At 63.3% G+C, this 18931-nt stretch carries 12 protein-coding genes; 6 read left to right on the forward strand and 6 right to left on the reverse strand.

Going from position 1 to position 18931, the window contains the following annotated elements:
• The first annotated feature begins 14 nt into the window (after nt 1–14).
• From QM780_RS17055 to QM780_RS17075, 5 genes are all read left to right on the forward strand, one after another.
• Nucleotides 15–380, forward strand: a complete 366-nt coding sequence (locus QM780_RS17055; protein ID WP_415071627.1) for a helix-turn-helix domain-containing protein — start codon at nt 15–17, stop codon at nt 378–380.
• A 13-nt stretch (nt 381–393) separates the two neighbouring features.
• Complete coding sequence (locus QM780_RS17060) at nt 394–1233, forward strand: vWA domain-containing protein (protein ID WP_415071628.1); 840 nt, start codon at nt 394–396, stop codon at nt 1231–1233.
• A 176-nt stretch (nt 1234–1409) separates the two neighbouring features.
• Nucleotides 1410–4067: a TIGR02302 family protein gene (locus tag QM780_RS17065; protein ID WP_415071629.1), complete on the forward strand. Its 2658-nt coding sequence runs from the start codon at nt 1410–1412 to the stop codon at nt 4065–4067.
• Between the two features lie 167 nt (nt 4068–4234).
• Nucleotides 4235–5332, forward strand: coding sequence for a poly(3-hydroxybutyrate) depolymerase (locus QM780_RS17070; protein ID WP_415071630.1), 1098 nt, complete (start codon nt 4235–4237; stop codon nt 5330–5332).
• Nucleotides 5333–5415: 83 nt separating this feature from the next.
• Nucleotides 5416–6369 (forward strand): hypothetical protein, encoded by a 954-nt coding sequence (locus tag QM780_RS17075; protein ID WP_415071631.1) that lies wholly within the window; start codon nt 5416–5418, stop codon nt 6367–6369.
• On the opposite strand, the gene gcvA is transcribed toward QM780_RS17075, so the two are convergent.
• A complete protein-coding gene (gene gcvA, locus QM780_RS17080; protein WP_415071632.1) occupies nt 6366–7346 on the reverse strand; it encodes a transcriptional regulator GcvA in 981 nt (326 codons plus the stop codon). The two genes, QM780_RS17075 and gcvA, sit on opposite strands and share 4 nt — an antisense overlap.
• On the opposite strand from gcvA, the gene QM780_RS17085 reads away from it, so the two are divergent.
• The gene (locus tag QM780_RS17085; protein ID WP_415071633.1) at nt 7345–7536 is read left to right on the forward strand and encodes a hypothetical protein; all 192 of its coding nucleotides are present in this window, start codon (nt 7345–7347) and stop codon (nt 7534–7536) included. The genes gcvA and QM780_RS17085 overlap by 2 nt on opposite strands.
• A 9-nt stretch (nt 7537–7545) precedes the next feature.
• Here QM780_RS17085 and pbpC read toward each other — a convergent pair whose 3' ends face one another.
• From pbpC to QM780_RS17110, 5 genes are all read right to left on the reverse strand, one after another.
• Nucleotides 7546–9732 (reverse strand): penicillin-binding protein 1C, encoded by a 2187-nt coding sequence (gene pbpC, locus QM780_RS17090; protein WP_415071634.1) that lies wholly within the window; start codon nt 9730–9732, stop codon nt 7546–7548.
• Nucleotides 9733–9815: 83 nt separating this feature from the next.
• Nucleotides 9816–15146, reverse strand: a complete 5331-nt coding sequence (locus QM780_RS17095) for an alpha-2-macroglobulin family protein (protein ID WP_415071635.1) — start codon at nt 15144–15146, stop codon at nt 9816–9818.
• Nucleotides 15147–15213: 67 nt separating this feature from the next.
• Entirely contained in the window at nt 15214–15447 is a 234-nt protein-coding gene (locus QM780_RS17100) for a hypothetical protein (protein WP_415071636.1), read from the reverse strand.
• 200 nt (nt 15448–15647) lie between these two features.
• The gene (locus tag QM780_RS17105) at nt 15648–16190 is read right to left on the reverse strand and encodes a hypothetical protein (protein WP_415071637.1); all 543 of its coding nucleotides are present in this window, start codon (nt 16188–16190) and stop codon (nt 15648–15650) included.
• A 194-nt stretch (nt 16191–16384) separates the two neighbouring features.
• Nucleotides 16385–18799, reverse strand: a complete 2415-nt coding sequence (locus QM780_RS17110; RefSeq protein ID WP_415071638.1) for a hypothetical protein — start codon at nt 18797–18799, stop codon at nt 16385–16387.
• Nucleotides 18800–18931 lie beyond the last annotated feature (132 nt).

An 18931-nucleotide genomic window follows, 5' to 3' on the forward strand; every position in this document is an offset into this window, starting at 1 on the left:
CTTGACGCAATTGCATGTTGCACTACATGCAAGACGTGTCGAAGCGGCCGAAACCCGAAAGCATTGACCAGCGTCTCGCGAAAATCTGCGAGCGCATCGCCGAAGCGCGCAAGCTTTCCGGACTGACGCAATCGGCTGTCGCAGACGCGATGGGACTTTCGAACAGCCAGTATTCGCGCCTCGAGACCGGCGCGACCGAGATGACGCTCAGGCAGCTTCTCACTGCCTGCGAAGCCGTCGGTCTCGATCCCGCGGAACTGTTTGCGAGCACCATCGACACCGAGGTCGCCGACCTCCAGACGCGATTGCGCGCGTCGGAGGGAAAACTGGCGGCCATTACCCGGATGCTCAAGAGCGACAAGGACATCTGGGAAAGCTGAAAAGGACGATGACATGACGGAAATTACGCCGGAAGCCCAGTCCCAACCCACGCAAGCCAAGACGTCTATCACCATGGTTCTCGACCATTCGGGGTCGATGGAAGCCTGCCGCGCCGCCACGATCGAAAGTGTGAACGCCTATCTGCAGAAGGGCCGCATCGACGACAATCTGAAGGACGCCGACTTCGAACTCGCGATTTTCGATACGGAAGCCTACGAAGTGATCCGCCGGAGCGTGTTGTCGGCCGCCAACGATATCACGCGCGATGAATTCGAACCGCGCGGCGGCACACCGCTTCTCGATGCGGTCGGACGTGGCATCGACGGGCTCGACAAGCGGTCGCGCGACGACAAGGCAATTCTCGTCATCGTGACGGACGGCGAAGAAAACTCCAGCCGCAAGCACACCTACGAGAGCATCCAGGCGCTGCTCGAAGACCGGCAGAAAAAGGGCTGGATGGTTCTTTTTCTCGGCGCCGGCCTCGACAGCGCGCAGCAGGGGCTGCGCATGGGCGTTCCGGGCGTGAACGTCGCCAACATCGGTCTCAAACACGCGCAGCTTCGTGCATGCATGGATACGATGGCGGAGACGAACGCTACGTACGCCTCGGCGCCGACCCCGGGTGCCCGACGCAACTACGCAGCGAGCGCGAAGCTTTCGCGCAGCGCGCGCGTGGCGATGGGCGATGCCTCGGGCGGCGACGGTATTGTCGATAACGGCAGCAAGACGGGCGGCATCGGCAAGTTGTTCCGGCGCGGCAAGAAAACGCCTGCGGCGACTGCCGCTCCGCCACCGCCGCCGGCCGGGGAGTCGGACGCCTGGATCGAGCCGCGCGGCGACGCCTGGAACTGACCGGACGTGTTACGAGAAAGGCCGGGGTTTCTCCCGGCCTTTTTTATCGCGGGGATTACCGCGCACAGGGCGTCGATTTACCCGTTCACGTTGCATTTTGTTAACTTTCGGGGGTTCGGCCCCGTGCTAGCTTCAAGATCATGGCAGAGCCTCAAAAACGGGATCCCGGTCCCGAGATGACACGCGCGTTTGCGCGGAAAGTCCGTCTCAGCACGCTTGCGCTGTTCTTCGAACGCCTTTGGCCGCGGCTGTGGCTGGTTTTCGGCGTGGCGATCGTGTTCGCGATGCTGTCGTTCGTCGGGCTTTGGCCGAACCTCGAACCGCTGCCGCACCAGATTTTGCTCGGCGCGTTTGCTGCCGCGGCACTCGCCGCCATCGTCTATGCGGTCCGTATTCCCTGGCCGACGCGCGATGAAGCAATCCGGCGCATCGAGCGGCGCTCGGGCGTCCCGCACCGGCCGGCGACGTCTTATGAAGATACACTCACTTCGGGGGCGTCGAACGTAGAGACCTCGGCGCTGTGGCAAGCGCACCGGGAGCGGCTGGCGAAGGCGATCCAGCGGCTGAAGGTCGGAAGTCCGGCGCCGCGCACGGATCGTTTCGATCCCTGGGCCGTGCGTGGGCTTTTGCTGCTGCTGCTGATCCCGGTCGCACTGATGGCGACGGGCAACCTCGGCGACAGGCTGGCTGCCGCGTTTCGGTTCGGCAGTGCCGAGCAGGGGCCGCCTGCGCGCGTCGATGCCTGGGTGACGCCGCCGCCGTACACGGCGCTACCGCCGATCCTGCTGGCCGATGGTGCGAAGCAGAGTGCGGACACATCGCCCGAGCAGGGCAAGCTCTACGAGGTGCCTGATCACAGTCTGCTGACGCTGCGCGGAGCGGGCTTTGCGGCAAACGGCGTTTCGCTCGAAGTTCTGGCCGACGGTGCGAGCGAGCCGCAGTCGATCACGCCTGAAAAGCCCAAGGCGGGCGATACCGGCAACGTGTCCGAGGTTCGCTACGAAATCCGCAAATCGGCGCGCGTCAGGGCGCTTGCGGGCTCACGCGAACTCGGGCTGTGGACATTCGATGTCATCGTCGACAATCCGCCGACCATCGAGATGACGAAAGATATCAGCGGGACGCCGCGCGGCTCGATGCGCGTCACGTACAAGGCCGAGGACGACTACGGAATCCAGAGCGCGGAAGTTAAGCTGCGCAAGCTTCCGCCCAAGCCCGTCGATCCGGCGAAGGCCTGGGCGCAGCCGCCGGCGTTGCAGGGGCCGCGCTTGCCGCTCGAACGGCCCCCGGTCTTGAGCCTCAAAATTCCGCGTCCCGGCGCGAAGAAAGTCGATACATCGACGTTGCTTGACGTCGGCGAAAACCCGCTCGCTGGACAGCGCGTCGAATTGTGGCTCGAGGCAACCGACGTCGGCGGTCAGGTCGGACGGAGCAAGGCGATCGAGATCGTGCTGCCGTCACGACAATTCAAAAATCCGCTGGCGCGAGCCGTCGTCGAGCAGCGCCGGAAACTTGCCGAGGATTCCCGTAACCGGACGTCAGTGGTGCGGGCGCTCGATGCGCTGACGATGGAACCGGAAGGCTTCATCACCGACGATGGCGTCTTCCTGGGTCTGAGGTCGGTCTATCACCGGCTCGATCGTCTCGGCACACGTGAGGCGATCAACAATTCGATCGCCGAGCTTTGGCAGATCGCACTGAAGATCGAAGACGGTGACCTGTCGCAAGCGGAGCGGGCGTTGAAGGATGCGCAGGACCGGCTCTCGGATGCGATCCAAAAAGGCGACGACAAGGAAATCCAGGACGCGATGGCCGAGCTGAAGCAGCGGCTCAACGACTATCTCAATCAGATGCAGAAGAACGCGGAGAAGGACAATCCGTCTCCGAACGATCAGCAGAATGATCAGAGCCAGCAGCAGCTCGGGCAGCAAGATCTCGATCAGATGATGAAGGATCTTGAGAAGAGCGCGCGCGAAGGGTCGCGCGAAGATGCCGAGCGGATGCTGTCGGAATTGCGCGAGCTGATGGACCGCTTGCAAGCGGCCAATTCGCCCGAAGCCCGGGCGCAGCAGCAGCGCGCCGAACAGATGATGAAGAAGCTCAACGAGCTCAGCGATCTGACCGGCAAGCAGCAGCAGCTGATGGACGATACGTACGGCGAGCGGCGCCGGCAGGAAGGCGAAGGCGGCTCACAGGAAGATCAGCAGGCGGATGGTCAAAATCAGCCACGCGCCGGCAGCAAGGGCCGTCAAGGTCAAGGCCAGCAGCGCAGCGGCGGAAACGACATGCAGGCCGACCAGCAGGGTGGCGGCGAGCAGGGCGAAGGTCAGCAGGGCCAAGAGGGCAAATCCGGCGGCCAGCAGCGGCGCGGAAAAGGCAGCCTGCAAGACCGGCAGGCGCAGCTGCGCGAACAGCTCGACCAGCTGAAGAAAGATCTGCAGCAGATGGGTGCGGGCGACCCCGACAAGCTCGGCAACGCGCAGGATTCGATGGGCCGCGCGGAAGACGCGCTGAAGCAGGGCGATCTCGACGAGGCGGCCAATCAGCAGGGCGAAGCGCTGGAGCAGATGCGTCAAAGCGCTCAGCAGATGGCGCAGCAGATGCAGCAGAACGCGCAGCAACGACTGGGTCGCGGCGGCAATTCTCCGCGCGATCCGTTCGGGCGGCCGCAGCGTGCGCAAGGGCCGGATTTTGGCAACTCGGTCAAAGTTCCGGACGCCATCGATGCGCAGCGTGCGCGCGAAATTCTGGAAGAGCTACGCAGGCGGTCGGGCCAAAGCCTGAGGCCGCAGGACGAGCTTGAATATATCGACCGGCTGCTGAAGCGTTTCTAAGTCCGTCCGCGGACGCTGGGGGTTGCCCGTTGTCCGCATGATTAAGAAAAAGTCCTATTTGGAACCGTTGCGCCGATGAGGCAGAGTGCGGGCGGCGTTGTCGCGCGACCAGTCGAATTTTCCGCGCCGCGCTTACCGCTGACCGCCATATTGAATTCGGACCGACTATGAACCGTCCTTCCCTCCTGAGCTTCGCGTTTGCTGCCGTGATGTCCGCCCTGGCGCTGGCGAATGGCGGGTGCGACGACAGTGAGAAAAAGACGGCGTCGACACGGCCGCTTCCTGCGCTCGGGGCCAAAGTCGATGAAACTTCGGTTTCGGGCATTTCGTCGGGCGCCTACATGGCCGGTCAGTTCCAGATGGCGCACGCGAAACGCGTCGTCGGCGCCGCGATCATCGCGGGCGGTCCCTACGGCTGCTCGGAGAGCATTTTCGCGAACACGATGCCGGGCACGGGAACCGCATTTCTCAATCTCAGCAAGGCTGTCAACGGCTGCATGCTCGATCTTCTCGGCATCTGGGGCGTGTCGGATCCCGAAGAGCTGGCGAAGAAAGCCGAGGAGCGCGCCGTGAAAGGGGAGATCGACCCGATCGCTGACGTCGTTCGCGACCGCGTCTATCTTTTCACCGGAACGTCCGATCGTACGGTGGCGCCGTCGATCGTGAAACATGCGGCTCAGTTCTATGAAAAGCTCGGCGTACCCAAGACCAACATCGATCTCGTCGCCGATCTTCCGGCGGGACACGCGTTCGTGACCGACGATGAGGGAAGCGCGTGCAGCGTTTCGGGCGAGCCTTACGTCGTCAATTGCAGCTACGATCAGGCGGGCGCGCTTTTGAAGTTCATCTATGGCGATCTGCAGCCGCGCGCCGAAGCGCTGTCGGGGAGCTTCATTGACTTCGATCAACGCCCGTTCGTTTCCGGCGACGACAGTGCGGAGATGGCTGAAACGGGGGTCGTGTACGTTCCCAAATCATGCGCCGAGACAGCGGGCTGCCGGGTTCACGTCGCATTTCACGGTTGCGCGCAGAACCGAGAGGCAGTCGGCGACACGTTCATCAAGGAGTCCGGGTTTGCGCGCTGGGCCGATACCAACCGCATTGTCGTGCTTTTTCCACAAGTGGCGAATTCGCCGATCAACCCGCAAGGGTGCTGGGATTGGTGGGGCTACACCGGGCCGCAATACCTTACTCGTGACGCGCCGCAGATTGCCGCAGTGAATCGCATGCTCGATGCCTTGCAAGCCTCCGGCGGAGGCGCATAAAGCTCAACCGCAACCCAACGCCGGGCTGCGGGGAACGCATATAAGATCGCCGTCAGAGAGGCGCGCCAATGGGGGAAATTCGAATGCTCGCACGCGAACGTTTTTTTGCGCCGCTGTGGCCGTCGCCTGGAACGCTGTCGCTGCCGTCGCCGGGGATCGGTCGCGCGCTCGAAATCGCGACCGCCGCCGTTGCGATGGGATTGCTGGTGATGGCCGCGGCGCTGCCCAATGATTCCGACCGATCGTCGGCGGCATCGGCGAGTCCTCCGGCGTCGACGGCGCTGCATCCCGGCCGCGAAACGGACTTCGGCGCGTATCTCGGTGCGCCCTATCACTATCCAAGCGACTTTCATCTGGTGAAGCCCGGCGCGACCGATCTGACGATCAAGAAGATCGACTGGTTCACGCTGCCGTTCGAGAACCCGCTTTACTACGGCGTGCGGCTGCAGCGCTGGTTCGAAGGCGGCCGCTTCGGCACGATGCTCGACTTCACGCATTCGAAGGTGCACGCGCCGTTCGACGATCAGCAATTCGATATGGAAGGCACGGTCGACGGCAAGCCGGTTCCGCCGAAGGGAAAGGTCAAAGACTATTTCAGGAAGCTCGAGTGGACGCACGGCCACAACATGCTGACGCTCAACGGGCTGATGCGGTTGCCGTCGATCGGTATCGTCTCGCCCTATTTCGGCGCGGGTGCGGGTCTTTCGTTCCCGCATTCGGAAATCTTCAAGACGGGCGATGCGTCGCGGACCTACGAATATCAATACACCGGTCCGGTCGGACAGGCTCTGTTCGGTCTTGAGTTCCGGTTGAAGACCGGCTCGGTGTTCGTCGAATACAAGTTCACGATGGCCGACTACTGGGGTCCGCTGACAGGGCGCGATGGAACATGGTTCCCGATCGACATGTGGCGGCAGTTCTCGCGCTGGTGGTCGGGTGAGCCGCCGCGCGACGGCTGGGCGGGCGCGCGGCTGACGAGCCATCAGGTCGTCGGCGGTTTCCTGACGCGGTTCGTGCCGAAGACGGCAACGCGTTAAGAGGCTCGCGCCGGGCGTTTGCGGGAAGCCGCGCTCGGCTTTCCGACTTTTTTCGGTTTCGCCGAAGCCAGAGCCCGAGCCGCGGATAGGTGCGCCGAAAAGGCTTTGAGTTCCGCGGTCAGCCATGCCTCGAATGCCTGCGCCGCGTCGGAGATTTTCGCGCCGAGAGGGCGAACGAGGTAATAGCCGAAGCGTTTCGCAGCGACATCGAGCGGACGGACGAGCCGCCCGGCAACGAGCGCGTCTCCCGCCTGGATCTGATCGACCAGCGCCAGGCCCTGACCGGCTTCGGCGGCTGCGATCGCCAAATCGCCGTTGAGCGTCGGTCCTGCGGGCGCGATGCGATCGCGAACGCCCGCGGCGGTGAGCCACGCCTCCCAGCACTCCTTCGCCGTTTCCTGGATCAATAGGCTGCTGTCGAGATCAGAGGCTGAGGCGAGAGGATTTTCACGCAGGAACTTCGGGCTGCAGACGAGCATCAACTCGGCGTCGGCGAGCTTGGTCGACTGCACGCCGTTCCACGTTCCGCCGCCCCAACGAATGCCGACATCGACATCCTCTTTGGTGAAATTGACGAGCCGTGGCGTCGCGTCGAGAAAGAGATCGATGCCGGGATGGAGCGTCGTGAAGGCGCCGAGGCGGGGCACGAGCCACAGTGCCGCGAAGGATGGGTCCGACGTCACCATCAAGCGTTTCCGCCGCCGCGACGGCCGCGCGAAACGGTTCGTGGCGGAGGCGATGAGGTCGAAGCCTTTCGTCAGTTCAAGCGCCAGCGAACGCCCGGCTTCCGTCAACTCGACGCCGCGACCGGTGCGATCGAACAGCGGCGTGCGGAATTCGGCTTCGAGCGCGCGAATGTGCCGGCTGATGGCGGCATGCGTGACGTTCAATTCGGACGCGGCGCGCGTGAAGCTCGAAAGCCGGGCGGCGGCTTCGAAGGCTTTCAAGGCGTTTAGCGGCGGAAGTTTGCGAGCCATGCAGCATGTAACAAAAACTTACACGTCGTGTAAAGCAATGCCGTTTGTGCTCGGCTCGCGCGAGGCGCACCGTTCTTGCAGCGAAATTCGAGACTGGAGAATTCAAATGCTGCTCGTGATCGAACATCTGGTCGAAGTGATCGAAGGTCTGTTCTATCCGTCGCGCCGGCGGTTTGGCGGCAAGCGTTGAGGCCGTGCTCTACCGCACGCGGATCGAGGAGCGATCGGTTCGGCCGTCGGCGTCGATCACGGTGAGCTTGGCGAAGCCTTCGGTCGGCTGCCAAGTCACCTCGCGAGTGTGCGCGTCGGACGGAATGGGTTTGCCATCGATCAGCCATGTCAGCGGCAGGGCGCCGCCGTCGGCCTTCAGAACGAGCGGTTCGCCGTCGAGATCGGACTCGGCGATTTCAGATTGATCGGGCGGGAAAGAGATCAGCACGGGCGGATTGAGGAATTTCCCCGATACAGGATCATCGCCGGGATCGCGCCAACGTTTGAGCGGGGCGGGAAGTTCGGCGTTGGTGGCGCGAATGACATTCGCAGGCGCGCCCTGGAGCGGGGCGCGCGGGCCTGGCACGCGTTCGAAGGCGTCGAATAGCATCGGAGCGGCGGCACTGCGGCCGACGAGGCCCGGAATGCTCGAATTGTCCGGTCGGCCGACCCATGCGGCAATGACGTATTTGCCGTCGTAGCCGATGGCCCAGGCATCGCGGTAGCCGTAGGACGTCCCGGTTTTGTAGGCGAAGCGACCGCCCTTGGCGTTGAGCGGGGGTGGGGCGTCCTTCAGAATATCCGTCACGTACCACGCGGCAAGCGGCGACATCAGCCGATGCGCATTGACGAGCGGTTTCAGATGCGTCGTCGCCCAGACCTTGCCGCGCTCGTTCCAGCGATGGGTCAGCATGATGCTGTCGCCGCCGCGCGCGAGGGAGGCGTAAAGCTGCGTCATCTCTTCGAGCGTCAAGCCTGTGCCGCCGAGCGCCATCGCGAGCGTCGGTTCGGATTTGTCGGGGAAGCGCGCTTCGACACCGGCGCGGCGGAAGCGGCCGACGAGCTTGCCCGGTCCGACGCGCGCCAGCACGCGGACGGCTGGAACGTTGAACGATTGCTCAAGCGCTTCGCGGATCGAGACGGTGCCATGATAGCCTTCGTCGAAGTTCTTCGGCGCGTAGGTGCCGAAGCGCACGGGGCGGTCTTCGATCAGCGTTTCGGGATGGGCAAGTCCGGCTTCGAATGCGAGGCCGTAGATGAAAGGTTTCAACGTCGAGCCCGGTGAGCGGACGGCGGACGTCATATCGACGGCGCCCTGGCGGGACTTGTCCATGTAGCCGGCGGAGCCGACCTGAGCCAGAATTTCGCCGGTCTGATGATTGGCGACGATGATCGCGGTCGAGACGTTGTCGCCGATCATGCGGGCGTGATCTTGCGCGAGTTGTTCGAGGCTTGCCTGCAGATTGCGGTCGAGGGTCAGTTTGATGACGCTTTCGGCCGGGTGGGCCGCGACTTCGCCTTCCGAAAGATGTGGCGCAAGCAACGGGAATGCGTAGCGCGCCGCAGGAATGCGCTCCGACTTGGCGCGTTCGGCTTCGGCGGCGGTGATGACGTGAGCGGCGACGGCGCGATTTAAAACGCGGTTGCGGGCGCGCAAGGCGGCTTCAGGGTTGCGGTCGAGGCGTCGGCTTTCCGGTGATTGCGGCAGCGCGACCAGCAACGCGCATTCGCCGAGCGAGAGATGTTTCGGTTCCTTGCCGAAGTAGGCGAGAGAGGCGGCGCGTACGCCTTCGAGATTGCCGCCGAACGGGGCGAGGCGAAGATAAAGCTTCAGGATTTCGGTTTTCGACAGCGTGCGTTCGAGTTCGATGGCGCGGGCCATCTGGCGGAGCTTGCCGTTCGCGGTGCGCTCATGGCGGCCATCGAGCAGGCGCGCAACCTGCATCGTCAGTGTCGAGCCGCCGGAGACGACGCGGCCGTGACGCGCCATTTGAAGTACGGCGCGGAGAACCGCTTTGGTATCGACGCCGTGGTGGGAATAGAAACGCTTGTCCTCGAAGGCGAAGAGCATTCTCAGGTAATGTGGATCGACGTCTTTCGGGTCGAGCGGCAGGCGCCACATGCCGTCGGTCGTCGTGAAGGCGCGGAGCAGGCGGTCGTCGCGATCGACGACGGTCGTCGAGACGGCGCGGGCGTTCTCGAGCGGAAGCGGGCCGGCATCGGCGAAGGCTTTGAGATAGAGGCCGTAGGTTCCGCCGCTCGCCAGGATTAGCGCTACGCTCGCGGCGAGGGCGATGCGCCGGAGGTTGAAGGTGCGTCTCCCTCTCCCCGCTGGCGGGGAGAGGGCTGGGGTGAGGGGCGAAAGCCATCGACGGAGCGGGCCGCTGCCCCTCACCCTAACCCTCTCCCCATTCAAGAAATGGGGAGAGGGAACCTTATCTCGAAGCCGTTTCAAAGGAAGCCCCAGCCGCACGCGCGTCACTCCTTCGTCGAAACCATGAGCGTGCCGGCGCCTGAGCGCGCGTAGCGTTCGGGCCGGTACATGTCTTCGACCGTCGCAGCCGGGTGGATGAACGTGCCGGGCGTGACAGCGCGAACGATATAAGCCAGCGTCGCCGTGACGGCCGCGGGCTTTGCCTGCGTGGTGCCGTCAGGCAGTATCACTTCGCTATTCGTCGCATTGTTATCCGCGTCGGTATTTTCGCTGTCCGACGAGGTCGCTACGTTCGCGAAGTTGAAGGCGGCGACGAAGCGGTCATCGCGGAACTCAGTGTGCTCGGGTTCTGCGGTCGACTTGAGCCACGACAGGTTTGCAATCGCGCCGCTGTCGACGAGGTGCGGGTTTTCGATCTCGAAGCCCGCGGGCAGGCGATCGACGACCATGACGCGCCCGGCCGGATCATCGGATGTGACTTTTACCACCATGACGAAGCGATCGTTCTGCTTCACCTTGGCCTTGCCGCCGGTAAGGCTTGCGAGATCGACCTTTTTGCCATCGACCGTGTAGGCCTGGCGCTCGATCTTGAAGCCTTTCGAGACGGGCGGCTCCGGCGTCAGCGCGGCGCCGATGACCGAGATGACGGCATCGACGGCGGTATCGCCGTTGTTGGTGATCGTCAGGGCGCCGTTCTTCAACTCGGCGGGTGTCAGACCTTTCAGCAGCGGGCCATTGACGGGCTTACCATCGATGGCGAGGGCTGTCGCCTTCACTTCATCGTTCAATGCCTTCGCGGCGAGCAGCATCCAGGCCTGCTCTTGTGTGGACGTATAGTTACGCGTCTCGTAGGCATTGGCGATAACGGTCGCGAGCCTCGGCTGCTCGTCGCGCGCAATGCCGGTTTCGGCGGCGAGCGTGACGAGGGCGGCGCCGTCGCGCAGCGTCGAGCCGTAGTCGCTGCGATAGCCAGAGTCCGGCGTATCGGGCATGGCGGCGAGAGCGGCGGAGAACGTGCGCTCGGCGCGTTCCTTGTCGCCCATCATTGCCAGCGCGGCGCCGATTTGGGCTTTTGCCAGCGGCGTCGAGAAGCGGCCAATGCGTTCGTCGGCGTAGTAACGCAGATCACCGATCGGCGCACGGCCGTTGCGGGCCAGAACGTAGAGTGCGTATGCGCGGTCTTCGCCGCCTTTCTCGAAGTCCGAGGCGTAGGCGATGAAGTTCTGCAGGCGGTCGAGCGCGCGATTGAAGTTCTCGCGCGGCACATCATAGTTTGCTTCCTTGGCCCGCGTCAGGAAGTCGGTGACGTAGGCCGTCAGCCACAGGTCGGTGCTGTAGGGACCCCACACACCGAACGCGCCGGTCGAATCCTGCATTTCGAAGACGCGGGCTATTGCCTTTTGCACGCGGTCCTTCAGCTCCTTGTCCTGCGCGACACCCACTTGCGCCGCGACGGCATTGGCGACCACGAGCGGCATCGCGCGCGACACCGTCTGCTCGGCGCAGCCGTAGGGATAGCGATCAAGTTGGGCGAGCAGCGTCGGCACGTCGAGACGCGCGGCCGGTCCGACCGACATGTTGATCCGCGTGCGTGACGGGATCAGGTCGTAAGCGATGTCGGATGAGACGACGAGCTTACCGCCGGGCTTCAACGACGAGATCGTCGTGCGCTTGATGTCGCCCGCGGGCGGGAAGACGTTGAACGTCATCTCGCGCTTGACGGCGATATCGTTCGGGCCGGTGACGACGGCCTTCAACGTGATTTCGCCCAGTTCCGACGGCTTGAAGACGATGCGCTGCATCGTGCGCTCGCCTTGCTTCAAGTCGGCGGTCTTATCGGCGATGGGAGTCAGCGTCTCGTTGCGGTCATCGCCGGTTTTTTGCGAAAGCGCGAGCTTGTACGGCGCTGCCGGGCCATCGACGTTGTGGATCGAGAAGCCGAGATCGACTTCATCGCCAAGCGTCATGAAGCGCGGCACGGCGGCGGTCAACGCAACCGCGTCGCGAACGATCAGATCGCCCGAGCCGTGGCCGACCTTATCGTTGCTCCAAGCGACCGCCATGAAGCGCACGGTGCCGTTGAAGTCGGGGAGATCGAACGAAACGCTCGCGGTGCCGTCGTCCTTCACCTGGACGATGCCGGAGTAGAGCGATACGACGGTTTCGACTGTCGGATTGCCCTGCAGCGCGGCGCTGCCGTCGCCGCCGGAGCGGAGCTTGCCACGGTCGGCGCGCATGCCGTCGATCAGCTTGCCGTAGAAATCGCGGATCTCGAACGATAGCTTCTGCTGCTGACCGAACCACTTTTCCGGCGCGGGCGTTTCGAAGCGAGTGAGGTTGAGGATGCCGAGATCTACTGCGGCGACGACGATGCGTGCATCCTCGCCGTGTGCCAGGCCTTCGACTTTCAGCGGCACATCGATGTGGGCGCCAGACTTCACCTTTTCGGGAAGTGTCACAGCAACTTTCAGCTGCTTGCTCGACTGGTCGATCGGCAGCCAGCGGACGCCAATGGCGCGGCTCGGCATGCGCTTTGCCGCTTCGTCCATCGGGCGATAGAGGATGGCGGTGGCGTAAGCGCCCGGACCCCAATCGGCGTTGACCGGGATTTCGACTTCGCCGCCACCCTTGGCGATATCGACCTCTTTCATCAGGTCGAGGCCGGCGCCGAGAACGGCGATGAGCGCCTTGCCGCCGAGCTTTGAGGCGATGCGCAGTTTTGCAGTGTCGCCTGATTTGTAGCTGTCCTTGTCGAGTGCGACGTCGAGCTGCTCCGGTGAATCGACCGTGTCGCCGGACGTGTACCAGCCGGCGTTGAAGATGACGCTCGAAGCCGGGCCGTCGGCGTCGTTGGAGGCGACGTCGAGGCGGTAGCGGCCCCACTCGATCGGCTGCGAGATCTTGGCGGCGCCGTCGGCGGTGACAGAAAGCTGTCCGCTGCCGATCTTGCGCTTCACAGTGACGGCGTCATAGGTCCATGAGCCGTCGCGGCGATACCATTGCCACGTCGTGTCGAGGCGGGTCAGCGTCCAGGTGAGATTGCTCGACGCTTCGGCTTTGCCATCGGCGCCCAGCAGCACGACGTTGAATTCGGCGGCCTGGTCTTCCGGCGCGGTGAAGTTGTCGAACAGCGGTTTGATGCCGATGCGTTCGAGCTTCAGATCGACGGGAAGCGTGATGTTTCGTTCAATCGTGCGGCCGCCATCCTCGCGCAGCTTGACGGTGATTGCGGCTTCGAGCGGTTTTGGCGTTTTCGGCATCTGCGGCAACGCGATCGGGACCTGGGCCTTGCCGTTCTGGTCCATTGCCAGATTGGCTGCGAGCGGCTGGCGCGCGGGATTTACGAGCTCGTCGGATTGGCCGAAGACATAGCCGGCGAAGCCTGAGACATCTTTGTTCGACGCGCGCACCACGACCTCGCCTTCGAGGCCGAGGCCTGCTGCGGGCGGACCGTAGAGATAGCGGCCGTCGGCGTCGATCGACTGGTTCTCATCGGGCGACAGCGCCTTGATGTTCGACGACAGCGTCATGTCAAGGCGTTCCGGGACGAAGTCCTCGACGAGGAAGGAGCGCTCGGCAATCGGCTCGGATTTCGGGTCGGTGTAAAGTTTCACGCGCCAGGTGCCGGTCATCGCGGATTTGGCGAGATGGGCAACGTGCGAACGACCGCCGAGGCCCTGGTCATTCATCAGGAAGCGCGACTGCTCGACGCCGTCGGGGCGGAAGAGGATCAGTGTCGCCGGCACGGAGGAGGCCTTGCCGAGTTGGTCGCGGACGAGGGCGGTGACGTTCACGTCCTCGCCGCCGCGATATACGCCGCGCTCGGTATAGACATAGGCATCGACTGGGCCAGCGGGGTCGCGGCCTTGCACGCCACGGTCGGACAAGTCGAAGGCGTTGAGCGTCAGGTCAAGGAAGGCATATTCGCCTTCACCTTTTTCGGCGACGAGAATGGCAGGCGCGGCGCCGCCTTCGCCTTTGGTGATGGCGGCGTCGAACTTGGCGTAGCCGCGATCATCGGTCGTAGCGGTCGCGAGCACTTCGTTGTTCTTGGCGATGAGCTTCACCTTAGCGGCGCCGACGGCCGTTGCATCGCTCAGCGAGCGCACGAGCGCGTGAACGCCGTCGTTGCCGGAAAACGCGGTGAGGCCCAGGTCGGAAACGATGAACCACTGCGTGGCGCGTTCGTAGCTTTCCTCTTTCTGCTTTTCGGACGGCTTCGCGACCATGACGTAGACGCCGGGTTCGAGCTTGCCGGTTGCATCCGTCACGGGCACGGCGGTCGTCACGTCCTCGTTGAGCTTGGACGCAATGTCCATCTGGCCTTCGTAGACCTTGATGCCGGAGCGATCGCGGATGTTGTCGACATCGTAGCTCGACAGTTGGCGGGCCATGTCGCCGTTCTGCAGCGTGGTCGCGAGATTGCGGTCGCCGATGCGGTAGACTTCGACGTCGATCTTGCTGGTGTTCGTCGTCGTGACCGGGATGCCCTGCTGACCGCGCGACGGCAGTACATAGGCTTTGCCGCCGAAGCGGACGTAGGCTGTGCGGTCGGGGATGTAGACAGCGATGTCGGAGGTTTTCAAAAGTTTCTCGCCGATGTCGGAGGGAAGACCGGCGCGGATCTGGACCTGATAGCGCTCGCCGTACTTCAAGCCCTCGAGGCAAAGCTGCTTGCCGTCCTGCACGAGGTTCTGCGGATCCTTGCCGCCGACGGAAATGAATTTCGCGACATCGGTCTGCGTGCGCGACAGATCTTCGGAGAACTGGAGGCAGAGACGCGGCGGCGTCGCGTCATTGTCAGTCTTGTAGTCGGTCATGCGGAAGCCGTACTGGCCACGCAGCTTGTCGTAGAGTTCGCGCGTCGCCTGATCGTCGGCGAGCACGAGGCTCAAGCTCAACGCGTCGATGGCGGGTCGCCAATAGGAGCGGGCTTCGAGAGTGCGGCCAAGAACGAAAAGCGCGTGCGCCTTGTCAGCGTTGCCGCTCGCAAGCTGATAGCCGCGATAGGCGGCGCCTGACGCATAGATCGGTAGGTCATAGCGCTCGCTCGAATTGTTCGGGTCGGGCGGGATTGCGAGCAGCGCTTCGGCGAGGCGGCTCCAAGCTGCCCAATCCTGGCCGTTGGCGGCGACGGCATTAGCGAGTGATCGCGATGCGGCGCGCGGATCGCTTGTGAAATCCTTTTCGGCCTGGGCTTTGAGGGCGGCCGGTGTTTTGCCGTCGGGTTTCCAGTTGGCCTTGAGGTAGGCTTCGTAGCGCTTGGCGTCGGCGGCGACGCCCTGATGTATGAAAGGTTTCGGGTCGGCGCTGGCGGTTGCGAAGGTCGCCAGCATGAGCGTGAAGACGACGGCAAGGCGCGCGAGGAAAATCATAGGTGGCGTCCTGTGTGAGTGCCTCGATAAAGTTCGCGAGAGCGGGCGCGCGGATGGCGGCCTCGGCTCATAGCGGGCGGATTATCGCGAGGCGGCGCTTCACCGTGAAGACCAACAGGGTCCAACGGCCGAAGCGCGGCGGTAATTTAGGAAATTCCGATGCTTGCTCGTTCTTGCGGCCTTTTTCCAATCCGTCGACGAGGCGCAATTTATCACGGCCCCAAGGGGCGGGGATAAGTTTCGGATTGGTGAATTTTGAAGGATGTTTTTCTAAATTGTTTGCGCCGGATCTGATGCGCATATTCCGTCGTGCCGACGCAGGTCGGCAGACCGACAGACATTCCACAAACGATTGCTCGTTGGCTGGATCCCGGCCTGCGCTGGGATGACGTTCATAAATGTCATCCTCGGCGTTAGGCCGAGGGTCTAAAGTCTCGATTGCGCGGTTGCCATGTGGATCCTCGGGACAAGCCCCGAGGATGACAGCCGGAAATTTCCGCTTCAGTGACGCGGGTTGCGCGGCAGAGCGTTGGGATCGTCGGAGCGCGCGGCGATGATTTCCGGCGACAGCTGACCCGTGGCCGAATGCTTCAGCGGCCGGCTGCGATCCCAAAGCTTCTTGAATGAGGCAATGGCGAAAACGCAGATCGAAGCGTCGTTCGGATGGTAGAGTTCGAAGGCATCGCGCTTGGTCGGATCGCGGCGCAAGCAATCGCCGATCCAGACGCGCGAATGCGAGAGTGTCAGCTGCTCGTGCGCCGGGCCGAAGCTCGAGTCGCCGAGAACGCGGCATTCAATGCCCGGAATACCGAAGACGGACGGCGCCGAAGGTTCTTCGACAGTCGTGTCGCCGGCGACAACAAGAATCTGCGCCCCTTCGATCAGACCTTCCGACCAGGCGGCGTAAAGCGCGCGCGCGGCGGGGCTGTCTGGGCTGCGAACGAAAAGCGTCAGGCAAACTTCTCGCGCGGGCTCTTCGCCGCGGGGGACGAAGGCCTCACTGATGAAGTCCTTGAGCCTTGCTTCCTTATCCGTTCGAGACATTGTCATTGGCCGCGAAGGTGAAGCGATGCGCATTTATAATTTCCCATTTCGTGCCGATCATGTTCGGAAATTCGAACTACCCCCCGCAGGGCATTCGGCGTCCCCAATTAATCCAAGAAGAATGTTAAACAAGCGTTGCGGCCCGGTTCTATTTAAGGCGAAGCGGGTTATTCCATTTTCTTTCCAAGCCTTTTTCATTCGGCGGCCGGTGGCGCGATCCGCCGGATGAAGGCGCGATCGTCATCCGACAGCGAATCCTCCGGTAACGCGGACAGTCCTTGTTCGTGCTGCGAAATTTCGGCGGATTGGCGAGAATCGGTCGGCTCGACATTCCGCCAGCGGCCGTCAAAACGGCTTATCGCCGCTTTGAGCGAATCCGGCATAACGGCCTCGCTGACCGGAACGGAAAATGTCGCTGTCTCACGCTGGAGGACGATGTTGGTGCGTGCCTCTGACTGCAACGAGGTCTGAGCATCGGCGCGTGGCGGGGCATTGCGTGGAATCGTGACGACCGTTGCCGGTCGCGGCTCGGGCAGAGGCGGCGGGGCTGGCGGCGTCGCATCGATCGTATTGCTGTTTGCCGCCATGACGGTGACGTCGGCCTCGGGATCGGGCTTCGGGGCGGCGCGCTTCACGCGCGGAGCTTGCGGCGGCGCAAACGCCGGCTCCGGGCGATAGGCATTCGCATAAGGGCCAAAGCGAGCGGCGTGCTCGGGATCGATCGCGGCGTTGGGACGGGCGGGTCGAATGCGCGGCTCGAAATTCGCCGGGAACGGCGGATCGATGCGGCGGTCGACATCGGCGTCCACGGCCGGGCTTTCCGGGGCACCTTTCGACGGCGGCGTGGGTTGCTGCGGTGCCGGGCTCGCGGGAACTGCATCCTCCTCGCTCGTGCGTCCGCCGATCTCGTTTCTTTCGGCGCGGCGCGCGGCGCCCATGACGGCACCAAGGATGATGTCGGACCAGGCGCCGTTCACGAACTTGTAGACGCGAAAAGATTCGGAGCCTGCGAATTTCGAACCTTGGCGGGCGAGGCGCTTCTGAATGCTGCCCGTCGTCGGCAGCATCGTACGTTTGAAAATCTTTTCGCGTTCGAAGCTTGCGAACAGGTTGGCAAGAAGTTGTGCTTCGACACGCAGGTTCTCGCGCTCGGTCGGATTCATGCGCGGTGGGGCGTCGAGGGGCACGGCGACGTAGTAGTCGCCGTTCATGTCGAAGACGACATGGCGGAAGAGCTCGAAATTCTCGCGGACCTGCTTGTCGCGGTGGATGTCGTTGAAGCGTGACAGGATCTCGATGACGGGCCCACGCTCGGCGGCCTGCATTTTCGGTACGAGTCCGTCGAGGCGGCTGCCGGGGCGCTTACCCATCGACACCAGAAACAGGCAGAGATCGACGAACAGCGCCACGGCGAGCGGGACATAGTCGCGCTTCGACAGGCCGGAGGCTTGCGTATCGTCGGTAGCGCGCACTTCCGCTGGGTTCTCGACCGACTGGATGGCTTTCTTCTGCAATTCGCGCAGTTCGTCGGCCGAGGGCGGCATCTTGAAGGCGAGAAGACCATAGAAGGTCGTCGTCAGGCGGCGGAAAGCTTCGATCGTCGCCTCCGGGCCTTCGACGGTCGCGATTTCCGGCTTCTGCAACTCAGGCAACTGGTCGATGGCTTTGACGACGCCGCGCAGCGCCATCTGCAACTGCGGGTCGGGGCAGGAGATCGGGCCGTTCTTGCCGCCGCCGAAGGTCGTCCGCTCGGCGCGGTCGGCGAGATCGGAGCGAATCTGGCGGAGCTGCGGATCGGTGCGGAAAGCGTTGAAGCCGGTGGCGGTCAGGTCGAGCTTGCGGCCGAGGGCGCGCATGAACTCATTGCGCGTTCCCGTCTTCGGATCGAACGTCGAGGCGTCCGCCGACACGATTTTCGTCAGGTCGCCGTTCAGCGCCTCCATGTCGGTCTTCACCGCACCGATCCGGCCCTTCACGAACTGCGAGGCGAAGGAGAAACGCTGCGCATCGTCTTCGCGCATCTTCCGGCGTGGTCCGTCGCCGGGCTTCGAGTTCGGACATGAGGTTCCCTTCGTTTGCTCGAGTTGTGCCTTGTCGGTCGAGACCTGTGTAAGCTGGGTGAGTGTCGCCTGAAGCTGCTCGAGTCGTGTTTCAGCGCCGTGAAGGGCGTTCTGCACTTCCGAGACGGCGCTTTCGGCCGAACGGGAAGCTTCGCCGCGGCTTTCGAGGACTTTCCAATAGAAGCCGAAGCCGAAACCGATCGAGATCAGCGACAGGAAGACATAGCCGCCGGCGTAGGACAGCTTGGTGAGAAAGGGGTGCGGACGAAAGAGCTGGTCGAGCAACCAGACGATCATCGTCATCAGCATCGCGACCGAGAAGCCGACGATGACGCGGTGAACGATCGGAAGATCGCCCATGTTGGCTTCGATCAATTCGAGCATGCCGACGTAGGTCGCGACCCACGAGAGCGTGCCCAGTCCGAAGATCAGGATCGCGCGCTTCCAGTCGCGTGGCGGCTTCTGCGGCGCGGCGGCATCGTCGCGCACATCGGCGTAAAGGCGCAGCGAGCCCGCCCCGCGCCCGAGTTCAGCACCTTCCCGGTTCATGACCGCCAACCCTACCCAAGAGAGATTTGCAAAGTCGGCGGCCAGTCGGCGTTTTTGATGGTTAAACTGCGGCTGAGCAATGTCGGAGTGTCGACGAATTTCCAGCGGCGCGATGAATGGATGTTGTCCCCT

This window comes from Hyphomicrobium sp., assembly GCF_047600905.1.
Taxonomy (GTDB): Bacteria; Pseudomonadota; Alphaproteobacteria; order Rhizobiales; family Hyphomicrobiaceae; genus Hyphomicrobium_B.